Source organism: Streptomyces coelicoflavus (assembly GCF_003112555.1).
GTDB classification, from domain to species: Bacteria; Actinomycetota; Actinomycetes; order Streptomycetales; family Streptomycetaceae; genus Streptomyces; species Streptomyces coelicoflavus.
On record NZ_BEWB01000019.1, the window covers coordinates 51,531 to 72,679 of the forward strand.

The window sequence follows — 21,149 nt, forward strand, 5'->3', positions numbered from 1 at the left end:
TCAGAGGCGCTCGGGCGTCCGGATGCCCAGCAGGGCCATGCCCCGGTGCAGGGTGCGGGCCGTGAGGTCGCACAGGAACAGGCGGTTCTCCGCGATGTCCTGCGGCGGCTGCGGCTTGATCACCGGGCACTTGTCGTAGAACGTCGTGTACAGCGACGCCAGCTGGTACAGGTACGCGGCGAGCTTGTGCGGGGCGTACTCCGCGGCCGCCTCGAAGACCGTGTCCCCGAACGCGTCCAGGTGCAGGCCCAGCGCGCGCTCCGCCTCGTGCAGCGCCAGCTCCGGGTGGGCGGCGGGGCGGACCTCGCCGGCCTTGCGGAGGATGGACCGGATCCGGGCGTAGGCGTACTGGAGGTACACGCTGGTGTCGCCGTTGAGCGAGACCATCTGGTCCAGGTCGAACTTGTAGTCGCGGCTCGGCGAGGTCGACAGGTCCGCGTACTTCACGGCCCCGATGCCGACCTGCGCGGCCCGCTCCTGGATCTCGTCCTCGGTGAGGTCCCGCGCCTTCTCCCGCACGACCTCCGCGGCCCGCTGCACGGCCTCGTCCAGCAGGTCCTCGAGCCGCACGGTTTCGCCCGCACGCGTCTTGAAGGGCTTGCCGTCCGCGCCGAGCACCGTGCCGTAGGCCATGTTGTGCGCGGTGACCTCGTCACCGAGCCAGCCGGCCCGGCGGGCGGTCTCGAAGACCATCCTGAAGTGCAGCGACTGGCGCACGTCCACGACGTACAGCAGCGTGGAGGCGTGCAGGTCCTGGACGCGGTTGCGGATCGCGGTCAGGTCGGAGGCCGCGTAGCCGAAGCCGCCGTCGGCCTTCTGCACGATCAGCGGGACGGGCTGGTCGTCCTTGCCGCGGATCTCGTCGAAGAAGACGACGAGAGCTCCCTCGGAGCGCACCGCTACGCCCATCTCCTCCAGGAGGCGGGCGGTCTCCGGCATGCCCTCGTTGTACGCGGACTCGCCGACGATCTCGTCGTCGCGGATCTCCATGTCGAGCTTCTCGAAGACGGAGTAGAAGTAGACCTTCGACTCGTCGACGAACTGCTGCCACAGCTCGAGCGTCTCCTTGTCGCCGGACTGGAGGGCGACGACCCGCTTGCGGGCCCGCTCCTTGAACTCCTCGTCCGCGTCGAAGACCGCCCGCGACGCCTTGTACACCCGGTTCAGGTTCGACATGGCCTGCTCGCCGTCGACGTCCTCGGCCGGGGCCAGCTCGCCGGGGTGCTCGAACAGGTATTGGATGAGCATGCCGAACTGGGTGCCCCAGTCGCCGATGTGGTGCCGGCCGATCGTCTTCTCGCCGGTGAAGTCGAGCATGCCGCGCAGGGCGTCGCCGATGACCGCGGAGCGCAGGTGGCCGACGTGCATCTCCTTCGCCACGTTCGGCTGGGCGTAGTCGACGACCGTGACGCCCGCGTCCGTCTTCGGGGGCACGCCGAGACGCTCGCCGTCCGCGAGGCGCGCGGCGAGGTTCGCGGTGATCGCCCGGTCGGCCACGGTGATGTTCAGGAAGCCGGGGCCGGAGACCTCGACGTCCTTGATCAGCTCGTCGCCGGTGGTGATGTGCGCGACGACCTCGGCCGCCAGCTCCCGCGGGTTGGCCTTCGCCTTCTTGGCCAGGGCCAGGATGCCGTTGGCCTGGTAGTCCGCCCGGTCACTGCGTCGCAGCAGCGGGTCGGCGCCGGCGGCCTCCGGCCGGGTGGCCGTGAGGGCGGACGCGAGCTGCTGCTGGACGGAGTCGGTGAGGGACGTGACCGAGGCCATGGAGTGGCTGCCGTTCTGCTCGGGTTCGTGGAAGTAGTACGGAAACCGAGTATCCCATGCGGTGAAAAGCGGTTTTCGCGGATGCGGGGCGGGCTGGGAGAATGGACCGGTCAGCCGTGCGACCGTACCGGCTGCCCGAGCAGAAAGAAGGACGTGCCGATCGTGGCTCAGAGCACAGAGACCACCGACTGGGTCTCCCGTTTCGCGGACGAGGTCATCGCCGAGTCGGAGCGTCGTGCCCCGGGCGCGAAAACGTCACCCGCCACCGGTCCGGGTGTGGTCGTCGCGTCCGGGCTGTCGCCCTCCGGCCCGATCCACCTGGGCAACCTCCGCGAGGTCATGACCCCCCACCTGGTGGCCGACGAGGTCCGCCGGCGCGGCCACCAGGTACGGCACCTGATCTCCTGGGACGACTACGACCGCTACCGCAAGGTCCCGGCCGGCGTCCCCGGCGTGGACGAGACCTGGGCCGAGCACATCGGCAAGCCCCTGACCTCCGTCCCGGCCCCGAAGGGCTCCCCGCACCCGAACTGGGCGGAGCACTTCAAGGCCGCGATGACCGCCTCGCTCGCCGAGATGGGCGTCGAGTTCGACGGCATCAGCCAGACCGCGCAGTACACCTCCGGCGTCTACCGCGAGCAGATCCTGCACGCCATGAGGCACCGGCGCGACATCGACGCGATCCTCGACCAGTACCGGACGAAGAAGGCGCCCGCGAAGAAGTCGCAGAAGCCCGTCGACGAGGCCGAGCTGGAGGCCGCCGAGGGCTCCGGCGCCGCCGCCGAGGACGACGGCAGCTCCGGCTCCGCCGGGTACTTCCCGTACAAGCCGTACTGCGGCAACTGCGAGAAGGACCTGACCACGGTCACCGCCTACGACGACGACTCGACCGAGCTGACCTACGCCTGCACGGCCTGCGGCTTCTCCGAGACCGTGCGGCTGAGCGAGTTCAACCGCGGCAAGCTGGTCTGGAAGGTCGACTGGCCGATGCGCTGGGCCTACGAGGGCGTGGTCTTCGAGCCCAGCGGCGTCGACCACTCCTCGCCCGGGTCGTCGTTCCAGGTCGGCGGGCAGATCGTCGGGATCTTCGGCGGCAAGCAGCCGATCGGCCCGATGTACGCCTTCGTCGGCATCAGCGGCATGGCCAAGATGTCGTCGTCCAAGGGCGGCGTGCCCACCCCGGCCGACGCGCTCCGGATCATGGAGCCGCAGCTGCTGCGCTGGCTCTACGCCCGCCGCCGCCCCAACCAGTCCTTCAAGATCGCCTTCGACCAGGAGATCCAGCGGCTGTACGACGAGTGGGACCGCCTCGACGCCAAGGTCGCCGACGGTTCGGCCCTCCCGGCCGACGCGGCCGCCCACGCGCGCGCCGTCGGCACGGCCGCCGGTGAGCTGCCGCGCACGCCCAGGCCGCTGCCGTACCGCACGCTGGCCTCCGTGGCCGACATCACCGCCGGGCACGAGGACCAGGCGCTGCGGATCCTGGGCGAGCTGGACCCGGCCAACCCGATCGCGTCGCTGGACGAGGCCCGGCCGCGCTACGACAAGGCCGAGGCGTGGATCAACACCCACGTCCCCGCCGACCAGCGCACCATCGTCCGCCAGGAGCCCGACGCCGAGCTGCTGAAGTCCCTCGACGAGCCGAGCCGCCAGTCCCTGCGGCTGCTGCTCGACGGGCTGGCCGACCACTGGTCCCTGGACGGGCTCACCCACCACGTCTACGGCGTCCCCAAGGTCCAGGCGGGCTTCCCCGCCGACGCCACGCCCAAGGAACTGCCGCCGGAGATCAAGACCGCCCAGCGGACGTTCTTCGCGCTGCTGTACCACCTGCTCGTCGGCCGCGACACCGGCCCGCGCCTGCCCACGCTGCTGCTCGCGGTGGGACAGGACCGGGTGCGGGCCCTGCTCGGGGAGTAGCGGTACGCGAAGGGGGCGCCCGGTGTCCGCCGGGCGCCCCCTTCGTCGTTGATTCCGCCGTTGACCGCCCCTACGCGATGTGCTCCTCCTGGAGCTCCCGCATGTGGCGCTCGCTGAACGCCTTCACCATGCGATCGGCCTCACGCGCCGCCAGCGGCACCCCGAAGGTCGCCTCCACGTCGCCCCGGAACTGGGCGACCGTGGGGTAGCTGCCGTCGATCGACTTACGGAACACCGTGTAGTAGTCCTCCTCCGTCGGGGCCGGCTCGTCCGTGCCGCCGCCCTCGCCCAGCTCGCGGGTGCGGCCCGGGGCGACCGGGATCGGGAAGCTGCCCGTCTCCTCCGGCGAGGGCTCCTGCAGCGGGGGCTCCTCCTCGTACTGGTCCCGGTACTGGTCGGCCTGCTGCTGCTCCTCGTACCACTGGGCGTACTGCTCGGCCGGGTCGTAGGCGGGGTCGTAACCGCCCTGGTAGGCGACCTGGCGGGTGTTGAACCAGGGGCTCTGCTCGGGGCCGTCCGGGGCGGGCTGCTCCTCGACGGGCCGCTCTTCGACGGGCCGCTGCCCGGCCTTCTGCTGCCGGGCTTCGAGCTCCGGGCGCTGCTCGGCGGGAGGTGCCCCGGCGCCCACCTGCGCCGCCGCTCCGGCGGCACGACCGTCCTTGACCAGGTCCGCTTCGGGCGCCGGCGGCAGCAGGGCCGGTTCGATGCCCGCCGCCGCCAGGCCCGACGGGGCGGTCTGCGCCAGCGGGACGCCGTAGCGGGCCAGCCGCAGCGGCATCAGGGACTCGACGGGCGCCTTGCGCCGCCAGGAGCGGCCGAAGCGGGACCGCAGCCGGGCCTGGTAGACCAGCCGCTCCTGCTCCAGCTTGATCACCTGCTCGTAGGAGCGCAGCTCCCACAGCTTCATACGGCGCCACAGCAGGAACGTCGGCACCGGCGAGAGCAGCCAGCGGGTGAGGCGGACGCCCTCCATGTGCTTGTCGGCGGTGATGTCGGCGATCCGGCCGATCGCGTGCCGGGCGGCCTCCACCGACACCACGAACAGGATCGGGATCACGCCGTGCATGCCCACGCCCAGCGGGTCCGGCCACGCCGCCGCGCCGTTGAACGCGATCGTCGCCGCCGTCAGCAGCCACGCCGTCTGCCGCAGCAGCGGGAACGGGATGCGGATCCAGGTCAGCAGCAGGTCCAGCGCCAGCAGCACGCAGATGCCGGCGTCGATGCCGATCGGGAAGACGTAGCTGAAGTTCCCGAAGCCCTTCTGCAGGGCCAGCTCCCGCACCGCCGCATAGGAACCCGCGAAGCCGATCCCGGCGATGATGACGGCGCCGAAGACGACCAGGCCGATGAGAACGCGATGCGTCCGTGTCAGCTGAAGTGGCGCGGCCACCCGTACTCCCCTCCCAGTGCCTGTTGTTGCGCGCAACAGAGTGGCACATGTGTACGGGGAACGGGTGGCCGGTAGGCCGAAGAGACCGTCAGCCCGACTTCGCGGGCGACGCCGAGGCCGACTGGGACGCCGCGTCGGAGGGGGTCTTCGAAGCCGACGGCGAACCGCTCGACTTGCCACCCGGCTTGTCGCCCGGCTTCTCGGAGCCCGTGCCGCCGTTGGCCTTCGTCACCGCGGCCACCGCCTCCTTGGCCGCCTTCTGCGCGTCCTTCACCAGGTCGTCGGCGTCCGGGGTCTTGTCGCCCGCCAGGCCCGCGCCGTTGTAGTCGACGGTGACGACGACGTTCTCGACCCGCGCCACGACCGTCTGCTGCTTGAAGGTGCCTTCCTTCTTCTTCAGGTCGTAGCGCACCACCGACGCCTCGTCGCCCGTCCCGCTCACCGGCGCCGTCTTGACGCTCTTCGCGCCCTCGACACCCTGCGCGTCCTTGAGCTGCTTCTGGTAGTAGTCACGCGCCAGCTTGTCGCCCTCGCCGCGCGCCACGTCCGACTCGAAGCGCAGCATCGACACGCTCAGCCAGCGGAACTGAGAGCCCTTCACGCCGTTGTCGTCGAGGCTGTCCCAGGAGCAACTGGCCCGCAGCGCCGTGTCGTTGGACGAACCCTCCTTGCCGGAGTCGCCCTTGGGCACCAGGTCGTCCAGCGTCTTCTTCGTCACCACCGAGCAGGCCTCGGGAAGCTTGCGGAACGCCGCCGCCTGCACCGTCGGGGACGGGCTCGCGGACTTGGACGCGGCGGACTCCTCCGCGGCCTTGTCCTTGCCGTCGCCCGAGCCGGAGTCCGAGGAGCAGCCGGCCGCCACCAGCATCACGGGTACGGCGGCCGCGCCGACAAGGACGCGGGTGAGTCGCTTCGCTCGCTTCGCTTGCGGGTCTCGCTGGTCACGCTGGGCTCGTAGCTGCATGGTTCCTTCACTCATGGCACTCGTGGTTCCTGCGTTCGGAACGGGTCCGAGGGGCCACGGTACGCGGTGAAGAAATCGTGCGGTCCCGGTTCCGGTCCCCCGCGCGGGGGACCGGAGAGGCCCGGGGCGGGCTCAGCCGCTCAGCGAATCCGCCAGCTGGGACGCCAGTTTCCGCGCCTTGTCCTGCATTTCCTCGCTGTCCGGCACGACTCCGAGCGTCGCCGACTGCTCCGCGTACTCGATGGTCACCATGACGTTCGACGTGCGGAACGCCACAGTCACGGTGCGTCGCGTCGCCGTCGGGCCGGAGTTGCCGGGCTCGTCGTCCACGAACGCCTCGTCGCCCAGGTCGTCCAGGAGCCGGGGCTGGACCTCGGCGGGCGTCGCGTCGGGGGACGCGCCGGTCGAGGACGAGGCGGAGGCCGAGGAGGAGGGCGTGCCGCCCGCGCCGGTGGGCGGCTCCCCGGACGGTCCGGCGTCCGCGGATTCACCGGCTTCCCCCGCGGACAGGGAAGAGCTCCCGGACGGGGAGTCCGAGGCGGCGGACCCGGAGCCCGAGACGACCGGCTCGGGCAGGTCGGCCGCCTCCACCTGCCGCGCGAACAGCCGCTCGGCCTCGCTGTCGTCGCTCACGGCGCCGTCGTAGGACACCACCCGCTCGAAGTCGACGAAGAGGTGGTCGGTGGCCTCGGCGGACTCCACCTTCCAGCGGCAGCCCACCTTGCGGTCGGTGTCGTACGCGAGCGTCGGCTCACCCGCGTACGCCTTCTCGCGCTGCTCCTCGTCGGCGATCTCCTCGATGCCGGGCAGGAGCGCGTCGAGCATCTTGTCGCCGACCGCGCCGCACGGCTCCGGAAGGGTGCGGTACTTGCCGGGCTCGACCGTCTCGGTGGCCACGCCGGGCTGCCCGGGGTTCGAGTCGTCCGCCGTCGCACCGCCCTCCGAGCCGCCGGTGCAGCCGGCCAGCAACGCCGCCAGGAGGGCGGCGACGCCGGGTACGTAGGCCTTCCGCTGCACGGTGCGGCTCCTCTCGCCGGGGTGGCTTGTGGTTTCGGGAGGGTACGGGACTCCAGTGTCCCCGCCGGTTATTCGGTTGCCGCACGGGGGCGCTCCCTGGAGACAATGTGTATCGCACGCGCTGCCGTGAACGCCGGTCGATCGTCCTTTTAGCCGACCTTGGCGCCGGTTCTGCGCTTCGATACTTCTGTATGTTTTCCGGGGGAATGAGGGCGATATGTCGTACGTGGAGATGCCGGGCGCGAGGGTGCCGATCCGGATGTGGACCGACCCGGCGACGGTCGAGGAGGGCGCGCTCCAGCAGCTGCGCAACGTCGCGACCCTGCCGTGGATCAAGGGCCTCGCGGTCATGCCGGACGTCCACTACGGCAAGGGGGCGACGGTCGGCTCCGTGATCGCGATGCGCGGCGCGGTGTGTCCGGCGGCGGTGGGCGTCGACATCGGCTGCGGCATGTCGGCGGTGAAGACGTCCCTGACGGCGAACGACCTCCCGGGCGACCTGTCCCGGCTGCGCTCGAAGATCGAGGAGGCGATTCCGGTGGGGCGGGGGATGCACGACAGTCCCGTCGAGCCGGGGCGCTTCCACGGGCTGGCCACGGCCGGGTGGGACGACTTCTGGGGGCGGTTCGACGGGGTGGCCGAAGCGGTCAAGTTCCGGCTGGAGCGGGCCGGGAAGCAGATGGGGACACTTGGTGGGGGCAACCACTATCTCGAACTGTTGTTCGATGATGGGGGAGCTGTGTGGATCACGCTGCACTCCGGATCCCGAAACATCGGCAAGGAACTGGCCGAGTACCACATCGGCGTGGCACAGAAGCTCCCGCACAACCAGGGCCTGGTCGACCGCGACCTCGCGGTGTTCGTCGCGGACACCCCGCAGATGGCGGCGTACCGCAACGACCTGTTCTGGGCGCAGGAGTACGCGAAGTACAACCGCACGCTCATGATGGCGCTCCTCAAGGACGTGGTCCGCAAGGAGTTCAGGAAGGCCAAGCCGGTTTTCGAGCCGGAGATCTCCTGTCACCACAACTACGTGGCGGAGGAGCGGTACGAAGGGGTGGACCTCCTGGTAACCCGTAAGGGCGCCATTCGGGCGGGCTCGGGTGAGTACGGGATCATCCCAGGCTCCATGGGGACCAGCTCGTACATCGTGAAGGGGCTCGGTAACAAGAAGGCCTTCAACTCTGCCTCGCACGGGGCGGGGCGGCGCATGAGCCGGAATGCCGCGAAGCGACGGTTCACCGTGCGGGATCTGGAAGCGCAGACCAGCGGTGTGGAGTGCCGCAAGGACTCCGGTGTGCTGGATGAGATCCCCGGGGCATACAAGAACATCGATCAGGTGATGGGGCAGCAGCGTGACCTGGTCGAGGTCGTGGCCAAGCTGAAGCAGTTTGTTTGCGTCAAGGGGTGACAGAGGAAGCCCCCGGTTGAGTCGGGGGCCTCACTCAGTGAATTATTGCTTGGCCGGTGTCAGAATCCGGCCTTTGCTGAGCCGCCATCGGCGCATGAGGCAACTCTGCTCGCTGCGCCCCAACGCCGCGGCCGCGGCTGTGATCTCGTCTTCCTGGAGCAGTAGTTGGTCTTCCTGTGCTGTCCAGGGGCGCCTTGAGCGCACCACACGCATGTCGAGTGGGCGAGTCCAGGAGGCAATTGCGTCTGCTTTGACTTGTTTCCGCCCGAGTGACAAGCAGCCCGGGTAGTACAGGTCTGCTACCAGCATCTGGGCGGCTTCCTTTTCGTACGTGATGTTGTAGACACCGTCGCGTGCGTTTCGGTTAGTCGCACGCTCGACCTCTGTGATGCGCATCGCGTACGAGCGTAGGAAGAGGGCGACGGCAGTGCTGGACGTGGTCAGGGCCACGAAGGGGAGCCCCTGGGCAGCATGGCCGACCGACCCGTCGGCATCGATGAGGCCCCGAAGGTAGTCGCGACAGGAAAATTCGACGCTCGGTGGGCGGATGTCTCGTGACTTGCGGCCGTAAGGCAGACCCAGGCTGTTCAGCTTGGTCCTCGCCTCAAGGGAACACAGTGTCCAGACAGCTGAATGGTGGTTCTCGACGAAGTTCGTGGATCGCGTTCGCTCGACGACGCTGCTGTTGTACGGCGTCAGGTTCTTGAACCGGTAGAGCAGGTCAACGTCGCGGACGCTGAGCTCGACGGTCAGGCGGCCCTTCTGCCCTGTTCCTTGATACAGGTGTCCGTCCGCCTGCAAGAAGCCGAACATGTACGCATACTCGGGGATCGCCAGGTCCATGAACTGATGACCGCTAGGCTCGCGTTCAGCCACAGGGAAGCTCCACTTCCGTGTTGGTCAGGCTCTCGGTCGGGACCGGCATCCCGGCCGAGGGCCGTCACGTTGGATGTTGTGGCGCGAGCCTAGATCGTCAGTTCAACAGCCGTTCCGGTAATCGGATTCGCTTCACTCCTGTGAGTTACCCACTGGCGTCAGCCCTCCCGGTGCACCTTCGTGTTCGACGCCTGGGCGCGGGGGCGGACGACCAGGAGGTCGATGTTGACGTGGGCGGGGCGGGTGACCGCCCAGGTGATGGTGTCGGCGACGTCGTCGGCGGTGAGGGGGGCGGCGACGCCCTGGTAGACCTTGGCCGCCCTGTCCTGGTCGCCGGCGAAGCGGGTCAGGGCGAACTCGTCGGTCTTGACCATGCCCGGCGCGACTTCGACGACGCGGACCGGGCGGCCGACGATCTCCAGGCGCAGGGTCTCGGCGAGGACGTGCTCGCCGTGCTTGGCGGCGACGTAGCCCGCGCCGCCCTCGTAGGTGGACAGGCCCGCGGTGGAGGAGACGACCACGACCGTGCCGTCGCCGCTCGCCTCCAGCTTGGGGAGCAGGGCCTGGGTGAGGTTGAGGGTGCCGATGACGTTCGTCTCGTACATGCGGCGCCAGTCGTCCGGGTCGCCGGTGGCCACCGGGTCGGCGCCGAGCGCGCCGCCCGCGTTGTTGACCAGGACGCCGATGGTCCTGAACGCGGTCGCGAACTCGTCGACCGCCTCGCGGTCGGTGACGTCCAGGGGGTACGCCGTCGCCTTGTGGCCGGCCGCCTCGATCTCCTCGGCCAGCGCCTCGATGCGGTCCTTGCGGCGGGCGGTGAGGACCACGCGGTAACCGGCCGCGGCCAGCTGCCGGGCCGTGGCGGCGCCGATTCCGCTGCTCGCACCGGTGACGACGGCGATGCGGGAGGGCGCGGGCGGTGCGGCTGCGGTGGCCATGGGCTGCTCCTGGTGCGTACGAGGGCGGTGCGACGGTCGCCGTCCAGGGTAGTCAGCGCCGTGGCCGGCCCCGTGGTCAGCCGCCGTTGCGCGGTGCCCACATGATCAGGGCCATTCCGGCGAGGCAGACCAGCGCCCCCGCGATGTCCCAGCGGTCGGGGCGGTAGCCGTCGGCGACCACGCCCCACAGGATCGAGCCGGCCACGAAGATCCCGCCGTACGCGGCGAGGATGCGGCCGAAGTGGGCGTCGGGCTGGAAGGTGGCGACGAAGCCGTAGGCGCCGAGGGCCAGGACCCCGCCCGCGGCCCACAACCAGCCGCGCTGCTCGCGCACCCCCTGCCACACCAGCCAGGCGCCGCCGATCTCGAACAGGGCGGCGACGACGAAGAGGGCGGCGGAGCGGAGCACGAGCATGCGGGCAGCTTCGCACGCACCGCCCCTGTGCCGGGCGGCGGACCTGCGGAATAACGGCCGGGAGCGCTCCGTTCCACGGGTATAGTTGAAGCGTCAACAACCTGGAGGTTGAGCGATCATGCAGTTCGGCATCTTCACCGTCGGCGACGTCACGCCCGACCCGACCACGGGCCGTACGCCGACCGAGCGTGAGCGCATCAAGGCCATGGTCGCCATCGCGCTCAAGGCCGAGGAGGTCGGGCTCGACGTCTTCGCCACCGGCGAGCACCACAACCCGCCCTTCGTGCCCTCGTCGCCGACGACCATGCTCGGCTACGTCGCGGCCCGCACCGAGCGGCTGATCCTGTCCACCTCCACCACCCTGATCACCACGAACGACCCGGTGAAGATCGCCGAGGACTTCGCGATGCTCCAGCACCTGGCCGACGGCCGGGTGGACCTGATGATGGGGCGCGGCAACACCGGCCCGGTCTACCCCTGGTTCGGCAAGGACATCCGCGAGGGCATCAACCTCGCCGTCGAGAACTACAACCTGCTGCACCGCCTGTGGCGCGAGGACGTGGTGAACTGGGAGGGCAAGTTCCGCACGCCGCTCCAGGGCTTCACGTCCACCCCGCGTCCGCTGGACGGGGTCGCGCCCTTCGTGTGGCACGGGTCGATCCGCTCGCCGGAGATCGCCGAGCAGGCGGCCTACTACGGCGACGGCTTCTTCCACAACAACATCTTCTGGCCCGCCGACCACACCAAGCGCATGATCGAGCTGTACCGGGCCCGCTACGCCCACTACGGGCACGGCACGCCCGAGCAGGCGATCGTCGGCCTCGGCGGCCAGGTGTTCATGCGGAGGAACAGCCAGGACGCGGTCCGCGAGTTCCGGCCGTACTTCGACGAGGCGCCGGTCTACGGGCACGGGCCGTCGCTGGAGGACTTCACCGCGCAGACGCCGCTCACCGTCGGCTCGCCGCAGCAGGTGATCGAGAAGACGCTCGCCTTCCGCGACTACGCCGGTGACTACCAGCGCCAGCTGTTCCTGATGGACCACGCCGGGCTGCCCCTGAAGACCGTCCTGGAGCAGCTCGACCTGCTCGGCGAGGAGGTCGTCCCGGTGCTGCGCGAGGAGTTCGCCAAGAACCGTCCGGCGAACGTGCCGGACGCGCCGACCCACGCGTCCCTGCTGGCCGCCCGGAAGGACGCCCCGGTCCAGCAGGCCGAGGAAGAGGAAGGAGCGCGCGCATGAAGCTCGTCGTCGTCTCCGCGGGGCTGAGCGTCCCGTCGTCCACCCGGCTGCTCGGCGACCGGCTGGCCGCGGTCGCCGCCCCGGCCGCCACCGCGCCCGAGCCCGCCCCGGCCGACGTCCAGGTGATCGAGCTGCGCGACCTCGCCGTGCAGATCGCGCACACCTTCACCAACGGGTTCCCGGCACCGGCGCTCGCGGACGCGTTCGCCGAGGTCGCGGCGGCCGACGGGCTGATCGTCGTCACGCCGGTGTTCTCGGCGTCGTACAGCGGGCTGTTCAAGTCGTTCTTCGACGCGCTGAGCGTCACCGACGAGTACGCCCTCACCGGGAAGCCGGTGCTGATCGCCGCGACCGGCGGCACCGGCCGGCACTCCCTGGTGCTCGACCACGCTCCCCCACGCTCGAACGCGCTCGCGCGGGGGGACCCCCACCGGCCGCTCTTCGCCTACCTGAAGGCGGTCGTCGTCCCCACCGGGGTGTACGCCGCCTCCGAGGACTGGGGCGCGGAGGGGCTCGACGCCCGGATCGGGCGCGCCGGGACCGAGCTGGCCGCGCTCATGGCGGGGCTGTCGGGGTCCTCCACGGTCCGCCGGCCGCCCCGGCGGGACTCCTTCGAGGAGGTCACGCCCTTCGAGCAGCGGCTCGCCGCGCTGAGCGTTCCGGGGCCGAGCCCGGCCCCCTGAGCACGGGACCGCCGCACCGCCGCACCGCCGTATCCGCCGCACCGCCCCCTGAGCCGCCGACCGGGTTTCCCCCAACCCGTCGGCGGCTCACCGGCATTCAAGCCCCCGCGAACGCTTCCGGAAACCGGCAATGCGCATAGGTGGCACGCTCACGCATCATGAGCGCAACGGGGAGCACTGCGGAAGGGGGCGGACGATGACGACAACGGTGACGACGAACAGTCCCTACGTCCGTCCGCTCCACCCGCTGCACCGCCTTCGACCCGACGAACCCGGCGCCGCCTCCCGCGGCACCGGTGCCGCGGCACCGCACCGCCGCGCCGTCTGACATCTGCCTCTTCGCCCCCTGCCGGGGCCCGGCGCAGGCGCGTCGAAGGACTGCCGCCGCCCGGAACCGCGCCTGTCCGCACGGGCGTCACCACACCAACAGTCGCAGCGGCCGGCCGCCGTGACAGCCGTCTCTTGCCGTAAGGACGTGTCCCATGGAAGTCATCGGTGTCCTCGCCGTCGTCGGCGTGCTCCTGGTCGTCATCGTGTTGTTCGGCGTCTCGCGGCTCTTCCGGAAGGTCGAGCAGGGCAAGGCGCTGATCGTCTCCAAGATGCGCAAGGTGGACGTGACCTTCACGGGTCAGGTGGTGCTGCCGGTGCTGCACAAGGCCGAGGTGATGGACATCTCGGTGAAGACGATCGAGATCACCAGGGCCGGCAAGGAAGGCCTGATCTGCCGGGACAACATCCGCGCGGACATCCGCATCACGTTCTTCGTCAAGGTCAACAAGACCATCGAGGACGTCGTCAAGGTCGCCCAGGCGGTCGGCACCGCCCGTGCCAGCGACCGGGACACGCTGCAGGAGCTGTTCCACGCGAAGTTCTCCGAGGCGCTCAAGACCGTCGGCAAGCAGATGGACTTCACCGACCTCTACACCAAGCGCGAGGAGCTGCGGTACCGGATCATCGAGGTCATCGGCGTCGACCTCAGCGGGTACCACCTCGAGGACGCGGCGATCGACTTCCTGGAGCAGACGCCGCTGACCCAGCTGGACCCGGCGAACGTCCTCGACGCCCAGGGCATCCGGAAGATCACCGAGCTGACGGCCGTGGAGCACGTGCGCACGAACGAGGCGCGGCGCACGGAGGAGAAGGAGATCACCCGGCAGAACGTCGACGCGCGCGAGGCCGTACTGGAGCTGGAGCGCCGGCAGGCGGACGCCGAGATCAAGCAGAAGCGCGAGATCGACACCACCCGGGCCCGCGAGGAGGCCGAGACGGCGCGAGTGGTGGAGGAGGAGCGGCTGCGCGCGCAGACGGCCTTCCTGCGCACCGAGGAGCAGCTCGGCGTGCAGCGCGAGAACCAGGCCCGTGAGGTCGCGGTCGCCGCGAAGAACCGCGAGCGGGTCATCGCCGTCGAGAACGAGCGCATCGAGAAGGACCGCATGCTCGAGGCCATCGGCCGCGAGCGGGAGACCGAACTGACCCGGATCGCCGCCGAGAAGGAGGTCGAGGCCGAGAAGCGGGACATCGCCGAGGTCATCCGCGAGCGGGTCGCCGTGGACCGTACGGTCGCCGAGCAGGAGGAGTCCATCAAGAAGCTGCGCGCCGTGGAGGAGGCGGAGCGGGACCGGCAGACCGTGATCATCGCCGCCGAGGCCCAGGCGCAGGAGCGGCTGGTCAAGGACATCAAGGCCGCCGAGGCCGCGGAGGCGGCGGCCGCCCACCGCGCCGCCGAGGAACTCACCATGGCCGAGGCCCGGTTGAAGAGCGCCGACCTGGAGGCGCAGGCCAAGCTGCGGATGGCCGAGGGCATCCAGGCCGAGGCGGCCGCGGCGGGCCTCGCGGCGGTCCAGGTCCGCGACAAGGAGGCCGAGGTCATCGAGAAGGCCGGCCGCGCGGAGGCCGAGGCGACCGAGGCCCGGATGCGTGCCGAGGCCGAGGGCGCGCGGGCCAAGGCGCTCGCCGAGGCCGAGGCCATCGGCGGCAAGCTGAAGGCCGAGGCCGCCGGACTCACCGAGAAGGCCGCGGCGATGGCCGCCCTGGACGACGCCTCGCGCGGCCACGAGGAGTACCGGCTGCGCCTGGAGGCGGAGAAGGACATCCGGCTGGCCGGGCTCGACGTGCAGCGGCAGGTCGCCGAGGCCCAGGCCACGGTGCTCGCCACCGGTCTGGAGAACGCGGACATCGACATCGTGGGCGGCGACTCGGTCTTCTTCGACCGCCTGGTGTCCTCGGTCTCGCTCGGCAAGGGAGTCGACGGGTTCGTCAAGCACTCCGAGACGGCGCAGGCCCTCGCCGGGCCCTGGCTGGACGGCTCGTCGAACTTCACCGACGACCTGACCCGGGTGCTGGGCTCGTTCTCCACGGGCGACGTGCAGAACCTGACGGTGTCCGCGCTGCTGATGAAGCTGATGAAGTCGGGCGGCACGGACGCGGGGCAGATGCAGCGCCTCCTGGACCGCGCCGGTGAACTGGGCCTCGCCGACACGCCGCTCACCGCGCTGAACGGCAAGACCAGGGTCTGACCGGCCACCACGACCGGCCACCACAGACCGGGTGCCGAGGCCGCCGTACGGGGGTCGGCGGCTTCGGCACCCCTCGCTTCCTGGAAGGGACCAACCGCTCATGGCCACCGCTCCGGAGACGGCTACGACGGACACGACGGGCGCGACGGACGCGACGGGCGGGTCGGAAGCCACGGCCACCACGGCCACGACTGCCACCACGCGGGTGGACGCCGGCGCCTACGAGGTGCTGCGCGACCGCCTCGCCGCGCAGAGTGCCGACCTCGCCCACCGCGCCGGACTCCTCAACACCCGCCGTATCGAGGAGTTCGGGTCGGCCCGGCTCGAACTGGCCTCCACGGAGCGGCTGCGCACGGAGCACCCGGTCGTGCCCCGCGACGTCGCCGTCGTCGGCGACGCCCTGCTGCTCGGCTCCACCGGCCGCCCCGGCCACCGCGACCGGACCACCGTGGCCGACGTCTTCACCCTGTACGACCGCGACCTGAACCCGCTGCCCGAGTCGGCCGTGCCCGGCCTGCTCGACGACCCGGCCTTCGTGCGGGAGTTCGCCGACCTGCACCGCTACTACCGGCAGGCCCGGCTGCTGCGGCTGCGCCCCGTCGACGGCAGGCTGCTGGCCGTCTTCCGCACCGGCGAGAAGGCCGACGACATCCGCGTACTGCGCTGGGAGCTGACCGAGGACGGGCGGGCCGCCTTCCTGGACGCGCGGGGCGAACGCGACGACGTGTTCCCCGCGCCGTACGACTTCGAGTGGACCGAGGCCACCCGCGAGGACCACGTCCTGGGCCGCCACCCGCACGTGTCCGTGCGCGGCGCGTTCCACGTCAGCGCGGTCGGCGGCGCCCTCACCGTCAAGCTGGAGGACGACACCGAGACCGCCGAGGGCATTCACTCCGAGCCCGTCGACGAGCCCCTCCAGTCCCTGGCCGACGCCGACATCGCGCACGCCCGGGTCGGCGCCCTGATCCTGCTGCGCGTACGGCCCTACAAGGAGGACACCGACCGCCACCTGGTGTTCAACACCCTCACCAAGTCGGTGGTCCGCCTGGACGGCATCGGGCTCGCCTGCCGCCGCCTCCCCGACGACCAGGGCATCGTCTTCCCCGGCGGCTACTGCCTGGCCACGGGCGCCCACAAGGCGTACGAACTCGACGCGGACAGCCTGGAGTTCGAGCGGGAGGTGCGGTCGCCCAACGGCGAGGACGTGCTGTACGCCTTCCACGCGCGCGGTGCGAGCCGGCGCCTGCTGCTGTCGTACAACACCATCCGCAAGGAGGTCGCCAACCCGCTGCCCTGCCGGGGCTGGGCCCTGGCGGAGGACGGCACCTTCACCGTGCTGCGCGCGGACGGCGACGAACCCGCCCAGGTGCACCCCGTGCAGCTGTGGCACTCGCCGTACGTCTCCGACACCCACGCCGCCGCCGCGCCCGCCGGGAGCGGACCGCTGGCCCGCGTGGGCAACGCCGACCTCGTGCGCGGCATCTCCGCCTGCCTGTCCGTCGCCGGGGCCGTCGGCGAGGGCATCACCACCGCCGAGGGCTACCGGGCGCTCGCCGCGTCCTGCGTGCGCGCGGCCGACGGCCACCACTGGCTCGACGAGGAGGAACTGGGCGACCTGGCGGGCGCGCTGGCCGCCGTACGGGAGACGGCCGAGCAGGTGCTGGCCGAGTTCGAGACCGTACGGGACCTGACCCGGCGGGCGGCCGACGCCCGGGACGAGGCCGCCGAGCGGATCGCGGCGGTGGTGCGGCGGCTGCGCGGCGAGGCGCCCAAGGAGGCCGCCGCCTGGGTGCGCGGCCTGACCGAACTGCGGCACGCCCACGGGCACCTGCTGAACGTCAAGGAGATGCGGTACGCCGACGTCCCCGGCATCGACGCCCTGGCCGCGGAGGCCGAGGCGTCCCTCGCCGAACTCGGTCGGCGGGCCGTGGCCTTCCTCGCCCGCGAGGACGCCTTCGACGCCCAGCGCGCGGACGTCGAGGCGCTCGTCGCCGACGCGGAGGCCGTCGCCACCGTCGCCGAGGCCGGTCCGGTCGCGGCCCGGCTCGACGAACTCGCCGACGGGCTGCGCACGGTCACCGACGTCGTCGCCGAACTCGACATGGGCGACGCCACCGTCCGCACCGCCCTGCTGGAGCGCGTCGCCGGTGTCCTGGGCGGCGTCAACCGCGCCCGCGCCACCCTGGACGCCCGCCGCCGCGCCCTGGCCGACCGCGAGGGCCGCGCCGAGTTCACCGCCGAGACGGCCCTGCTCGGCCAGGCCGTCACCGCCGCGCTCGCCGCCGCCGACACCCCCGAGCACTGCGACGACCAGCTCGCGCGGCTGCTGGCCCGCCTGGAGGACCTGGAGTCCCGCTTCGCGGAGTTCGACGGCTTCCTGACCGAACTCGCCGACAAGCGCACCGAGATCTACGACGCGCTCGCCGCCCGCAAGCAGTCCCTCTCCGACACCCGCGCCCGCCGCGCCGAACAGCTCGCCGCGTCCGCCGCCCGCATCCTGGAGACGATCACCCGGCGGTGCGCGACCCTCGCCGACGCCGACGCGGTCAGCACGTACTTCGCCTCCGACCCGATGCCGGCCAAGGTCCGCCGCACCGCCGACGAACTGCGCGCCCTCGGCGACAGCGTCCGCGCGGAGGAACTGGACGGGCGCCTCAAGTCGGCCCGCCAGGAGGCCGCCCGCGCCCTGCGCGACCGCACCGACCTGTACGCCGACGACGGCCGCACCCTGCGCCTGGGCGCCCACCGCTTCGCCGTCAACACCCAGCCCCTGGACCTCACCCTCGTCCCCGACGGCGACGGACTCGCCTTCGCCCTCACCGGCACCGACTACCGCTCACCGGTCACCGACCCGGACTTCGCGGCCACCCGCGCCCACTGGGACCGCACCCTCCCCTCGGAGTCCCCCGGCGTCTACCGCGCCGAACACCTCGCCGCCCGTCTGCTCCGGGAGCACGGCGCGAGCGCCCTCGCCGAGGCCGACGACCTGCCCGCCCTCGTCCGCGAGGCCGCGCGGGAGGCGTACGACGAGGGCTACGAGCGGGGCGTGCACGACCACGACGCGACGGTCGTCCTGACGGCGCTGCTGCCCCTGTACGAGCGGGCCGGGACCCTCGTCCACGAGCCGGCCGCCCGTGCCGCCGCCCAGCTCTTCTGGGCCCACGGCACCACACCGGAGGCCCGCGGCACGTGGACCCGGCGCGCCCGCTCCCTGGCCCGCGCCCGGGACACCTTCGGCCTCTCGGGTGCGATCGGCGACCTGGAGGAGGAACTGGCGGGGGCCGTCGCCGCGTGGCCGGGGACGGGCGGGGAGACCGGTGGGGACACCGCCCGCGAAACCGGTGCGGACACCGCCCGCGCCGCCGCCTCCTACCTCTTCCACGAACTGACCACCACCCCCGACGGCTTCGTCCTCGGCGCGGGCACGCGCACGCTCCTGGAGAAGTTCCGCCGCACGGTGGGCAATCCGGCCTACGACGAGGACCTGGCCGCGCTCGGCGACCTGGCCGCCCGCGGGCAGCTCGCCGAGGCGTGGATCACGTCGTACGCCGCCGCCACCGGCACCGACCTCACCCCCGGCGACCTGGCCGAGGCGGTCGCCGCCGAGCTCTGCCCCGACCTGACCCGCTACGACGGCGACACCCCGCCGACGGCCACCGCGGAGGGCCTGCTGGGCACCCACCCGCGCGTCACGGGCGGCCGGCTGCCGCTGCGCCTGGACGAGTTCCTCGCCCGCACCGCGCGCTTCGCGGCCGAGGACGTCCCCGCGTTCCGCGCCTACCAGCGCCGCCGCACCGCCCTGGTGGGCGCCGAGCGCGAGCGCCTGCGCCTGGACGACCACCGCCCGCGCGTCATGTCCGCCTTCGTCCGCAACCGGCTCGTGGACGAGGTGTACCTCCCGCTCGTCGGGGACAGCCTGGCCAAGCAGCTCGGCACCACCGGCGACGGCAAGCGCACCGACACCGGCGGGCTCCTGCTGCTGCTCTCCCCGCCCGGCTACGGCAAGACCACCCTGGTCGAGTACGTCGCCGAGCGCCTCGGCCTGATGCTGGTGAAGATCAGCGGCCCCGCGCTCGGCCACTCCGTCACCTCGCTCGACCCGGCCGACGCGCCCAACGCCACCGCGCGCCAGGAGATCGAGAAGATCAACTTCGCGCTGGCGTCCGCGAACAACACGCTGCTCTACCTGGACGACATCCAGCACACGTCGCCCGAGCTGCTCCAGAGGTTCATCCCGCTGTGCGACGCCACCCGCCGCGTGGACGGCGTGCGGGACGGCCGCCCCCGCACCTACGACCTGCGCGGCAAGCGCTTCGCCGTCTGCATGGCAGGCAACCCCTACACCGAGTCCGGCGCCCGCTTCCAGGTCCCCGACATGCTCGCCAACCGGGCCGACGTCTGGAACCTGGGCGACGTCCTGACCGGCAAGGAGGAGGCCTTCGCGCTGAGCTTCCTGGAGAACGCGCTCACCGCGAACCCGGTCCTCGCCCCGCTCGCCGGCCGCGACCGGGCCGACCTGGAGCTGCTCGTCCGCCTCGCCGCCGGGGACCCCACCGCCCGCGCCGACCGGCTCACCCACGCCTACCCGCCGGCCGAGCTGGAGCGCGTCCTGTCCGTCCTGCGCCACCTGGTGGCCGCCCGCGAGACGGTCCTGGCCGTCAACACCGCCTACATCGCCTCCGCCGCCCAGTCGGACGACGCCCGGACGGAGCCCGCGTTCCGGCTCCAGGGCTCCTACCGCAACATGAACAAGATCGCCCAGCGCATCCGCCCCGCCATGAACGACGCCGAGCGCGCCGCCGTCCTCGACGACCACTACACGGCGGAGGCGCAGACCCTCACCCACGGGGCGGAGGCCAACCTCCTCAAGCTCGCCGAGCTGCGCGGCACGCTCACCCCGGAGGAGGCCGCCCGCTGGGCCGAGGTGCGCACCGCCCACGTCCGCGCCCGCACCCTCGGCGGCCCCGACGACGACCCCGTGGTGCGTGCCGTCGCCGCCCTGGGCCTCCTCGCGGACCGGGTCGCCGCCGTCGAGTCCGCCATCACCCGCGCCGCCGACCCCCGCCACCTCCTGGCCAACCCGCACGCCCGGCACGCCGCCGACGCAACGGAGCGGTGAGGCGCCGGGGGCCTCACAGCTCCCCGGTGTCCGGCACGTCGAAGGCGTCCATCAGGTCCGCCGCGTCCGGTGCCGACCCCGCGTCGAGCCGCTGCTCGGACCAGATGGTCTTGTCGTGGCGGCTGTGCCGGACACCCCAGTGCGTGCTGAGCCGCATCACGATGAACAGCCCGCGGCCGCCCTCGTCGCTCTCCCGCGCGCGGCGCAGGTGGGGGCTGGCGCTGCTGGCGTCCGTGACCTCGGTCAGCAGCCGTCCCCGGTCGCGGATGAGCCGCAGCCGCACCGGGCCCTTGCCGTAGCGGATGGCGTTGGTGACGAGTTCGCTGACGACGAGTCCGGTGGTGTACGCCGCGTCGTCGAGGTCCCAGGCGGCGAGCTGCCGGTCGACGAGCCGCCGCGCGGTGCCCACCACGGACGCGTCGGCGGGCAGCGTCCAGTCCGCGACGTGCTCCGGGGGCAGGGCGCGGGTGCGCGCGAGCAGCAGGACGGCATCGTCGTGGCGGGAGGGCGCCATGTGGTAGACGGCGGTGTCGCACAGCTCCTGGAGCGGCCGCGTGGTGGAGGCCAGGATGTGCTCGAGACGTCGCCGGGCGGCGTCCCCCTCCTCGCCGTTGCCCCGGGTGAGGCCGTTGGTGTGGAGGGCCAGCAGGGTGCCCGGCGCCAGTTCGAGCACCGCCGGGGTGAAGACGTGGCCGCCGCCGGTCCCGAGGGGCGGCCCCTGCGGGACCTCCACGGCGCGGGGGGCGCCGTCGGGGTCGATGACGACGGGTGCGGGGTGCCCCGCGCGGACCATGGTGCAGTGCCGGGAGACGGGGTGGGCGGCTGCTCACCGGGGAGTGTGTACGAGGTCGAGTTAGCTCGATCGTGTGATGGTCCGGGTGCCGGCTTGCGTTGCTCTGGGC

At 71.8% G+C, this 21,149-nt stretch carries 15 protein-coding genes and 1 pseudogene; 7 read left to right on the top strand and 9 right to left on the bottom strand.

Annotated elements, in window-relative coordinates; genetic code table 11:
• Positions 1–1,764 (bottom strand): arginine--tRNA ligase, encoded by a 1,764-nt coding sequence (argS, locus tag Sco07f_RS35655; RefSeq protein ID WP_007387498.1) that lies wholly within the window; start codon positions 1,762–1,764, stop codon positions 1–3.
• A gap of 153 nt (positions 1,765–1,917) precedes the next feature.
• Between argS and lysS the strand changes: the two genes are divergently transcribed.
• The gene (gene lysS, locus Sco07f_RS35660; RefSeq protein ID WP_042821626.1) at positions 1,918–3,681 is read left to right on the top strand and encodes a lysine--tRNA ligase; all 1,764 of its coding nucleotides are present in this window, start codon (positions 1,918–1,920) and stop codon (positions 3,679–3,681) included.
• Positions 3,682–3,751: 70 nt separating this feature from the next.
• Here lysS and Sco07f_RS35665 read toward each other — a convergent pair whose 3' ends face one another.
• From Sco07f_RS35665 to Sco07f_RS35675, 3 genes are all read right to left on the bottom strand, one after another.
• Positions 3,752–5,071 carry a DUF2637 domain-containing protein gene (locus tag Sco07f_RS35665; protein ID WP_054099370.1) on the bottom strand — a complete coding sequence of 440 codons (1,320 nt, stop codon included), beginning with the start codon at positions 5,069–5,071 and terminating at the stop codon, positions 3,752–3,754.
• Positions 5,072–5,159: 88 nt separating this feature from the next.
• A complete protein-coding gene (locus Sco07f_RS35670; RefSeq protein WP_063789566.1) occupies positions 5,160–6,050 on the bottom strand; it encodes a DUF3558 family protein in 891 nt (296 codons plus the stop codon).
• Between the two features lie 117 nt (positions 6,051–6,167).
• Positions 6,168–7,052, bottom strand: coding sequence for a hypothetical protein (locus Sco07f_RS35675; RefSeq protein WP_054099372.1), 885 nt, complete (start codon positions 7,050–7,052; stop codon positions 6,168–6,170).
• A 217-nt stretch (positions 7,053–7,269) separates the two neighbouring features.
• Here Sco07f_RS35675 and Sco07f_RS35680 point away from each other — a divergent pair, with 217 nt between their 5' ends.
• Positions 7,270–8,463: an RtcB family protein gene (locus Sco07f_RS35680; protein WP_108990320.1), complete on the top strand. Its 1,194-nt coding sequence runs from the start codon at positions 7,270–7,272 to the stop codon at positions 8,461–8,463.
• Between the two features lie 42 nt (positions 8,464–8,505).
• Here the strand turns inward: Sco07f_RS35680 and Sco07f_RS35685 are convergent, their stop codons facing one another.
• The 3 genes from Sco07f_RS35685 to Sco07f_RS35695 all read right to left on the bottom strand — a co-directional run bounded on the left by Sco07f_RS35685 (position 8,506) and on the right by Sco07f_RS35695 (position 10,692).
• Positions 8,506–9,339 (bottom strand): LAGLIDADG family homing endonuclease, encoded by an 834-nt coding sequence (locus Sco07f_RS35685; protein ID WP_244942220.1) that lies wholly within the window; start codon positions 9,337–9,339, stop codon positions 8,506–8,508.
• A 158-nt stretch (positions 9,340–9,497) separates the two neighbouring features.
• A complete protein-coding gene (locus Sco07f_RS35690; protein ID WP_108990321.1) occupies positions 9,498–10,277 on the bottom strand; it encodes an SDR family NAD(P)-dependent oxidoreductase in 780 nt (259 codons plus the stop codon).
• 76 nt (positions 10,278–10,353) lie between these two features.
• Positions 10,354–10,692: a YnfA family protein gene (locus Sco07f_RS35695; protein ID WP_030145264.1), complete on the bottom strand. Its 339-nt coding sequence runs from the start codon at positions 10,690–10,692 to the stop codon at positions 10,354–10,356.
• A gap of 118 nt (positions 10,693–10,810) precedes the next feature.
• Between Sco07f_RS35695 and Sco07f_RS35700 the strand changes: the two genes are divergently transcribed.
• The 5 genes from Sco07f_RS35700 to Sco07f_RS35715 all read left to right on the top strand — a co-directional run bounded on the left by Sco07f_RS35700 (position 10,811) and on the right by Sco07f_RS35715 (position 20,247).
• A complete protein-coding gene (locus tag Sco07f_RS35700) occupies positions 10,811–11,929 on the top strand; it encodes an LLM class flavin-dependent oxidoreductase (RefSeq protein WP_108990322.1) in 1,119 nt (372 codons plus the stop codon).
• Positions 11,926–12,612, top strand: coding sequence for a CE1759 family FMN reductase (locus tag Sco07f_RS35705; RefSeq protein ID WP_108990323.1), 687 nt, complete (start codon positions 11,926–11,928; stop codon positions 12,610–12,612). The genes Sco07f_RS35700 and Sco07f_RS35705 overlap by 4 nt, the downstream gene beginning before the upstream one ends.
• 196 nt (positions 12,613–12,808) lie before the next feature.
• Positions 12,809–12,940 (top strand): hypothetical protein, encoded by a 132-nt coding sequence (locus Sco07f_RS41155; RefSeq protein WP_275407740.1) that lies wholly within the window; start codon positions 12,809–12,811, stop codon positions 12,938–12,940.
• 154 nt (positions 12,941–13,094) lie between these two features.
• Positions 13,095–15,128: a flotillin family protein gene (locus tag Sco07f_RS35710; protein WP_007387534.1), complete on the top strand. Its 2,034-nt coding sequence runs from the start codon at positions 13,095–13,097 to the stop codon at positions 15,126–15,128.
• Between the two features lie 100 nt (positions 15,129–15,228).
• Positions 15,229–20,247 carry a DNA repair ATPase gene (locus Sco07f_RS35715; RefSeq protein ID WP_244942221.1) on the top strand — a complete coding sequence of 1,673 codons (5,019 nt, stop codon included), beginning with the start codon at positions 15,229–15,231 and terminating at the stop codon, positions 20,245–20,247.
• A gap of 13 nt (positions 20,248–20,260) precedes the next feature.
• Here Sco07f_RS35715 and Sco07f_RS41160 read toward each other — a convergent pair whose 3' ends face one another.
• Together Sco07f_RS41160 and Sco07f_RS41165 are read right to left on the bottom strand one after the other, a co-directional pair.
• The gene (locus Sco07f_RS41160; protein ID WP_280524578.1) at positions 20,261–20,731 is read right to left on the bottom strand and encodes an ATP-binding protein; all 471 of its coding nucleotides are present in this window, start codon (positions 20,729–20,731) and stop codon (positions 20,261–20,263) included.
• A pseudogene (locus tag Sco07f_RS41165) lies at positions 20,726–21,055 on the bottom strand (PP2C family protein-serine/threonine phosphatase); the annotation flags it as partial. The gene Sco07f_RS41160 and the pseudogene Sco07f_RS41165, both read right to left, overlap by 6 nt.
• Positions 21,056–21,149 lie beyond the last annotated feature (94 nt).

What these genes read in the sequence shown, in the direction of transcription:
- argS (WP_007387498.1), bottom strand. Translation starts at nt 1,764, where the DNA reads ATGGCCTCGGTCACGTCCCTCACCGACTCCGTCCAGCAGCAGCTCGCG.
- Sco07f_RS35670 (WP_063789566.1), bottom strand. Translation starts at nt 6,050, where the DNA reads ATGAGTGAAGGAACCATGCAGCTACGAGCCCAGCGTGACCAGCGAGAC.
- Sco07f_RS35680 (WP_108990320.1), top strand. Translation starts at nt 7,270, where the DNA reads ATGTCGTACGTGGAGATGCCGGGCGCGAGGGTGCCGATCCGGATGTGG.
- Sco07f_RS35690 (WP_108990321.1), bottom strand. Translation starts at nt 10,277, where the DNA reads ATGGCCACCGCAGCCGCACCGCCCGCGCCCTCCCGCATCGCCGTCGTC.
- Sco07f_RS35695 (WP_030145264.1), bottom strand. Translation starts at nt 10,692, where the DNA reads ATGCTCGTGCTCCGCTCCGCCGCCCTCTTCGTCGTCGCCGCCCTGTTC.
- Sco07f_RS35700 (WP_108990322.1), top strand. Translation starts at nt 10,811, where the DNA reads ATGCAGTTCGGCATCTTCACCGTCGGCGACGTCACGCCCGACCCGACC.
- Sco07f_RS35705 (WP_108990323.1), top strand. Translation starts at nt 11,926, where the DNA reads ATGAAGCTCGTCGTCGTCTCCGCGGGGCTGAGCGTCCCGTCGTCCACC.
- Sco07f_RS41155 (WP_275407740.1), top strand. Translation starts at nt 12,809, where the DNA reads ATGACGACAACGGTGACGACGAACAGTCCCTACGTCCGTCCGCTCCAC.
- Sco07f_RS35710 (WP_007387534.1), top strand. Translation starts at nt 13,095, where the DNA reads ATGGAAGTCATCGGTGTCCTCGCCGTCGTCGGCGTGCTCCTGGTCGTC.
- Sco07f_RS35715 (WP_244942221.1), top strand. Translation starts at nt 15,229, where the DNA reads ATGGCCACCGCTCCGGAGACGGCTACGACGGACACGACGGGCGCGACG.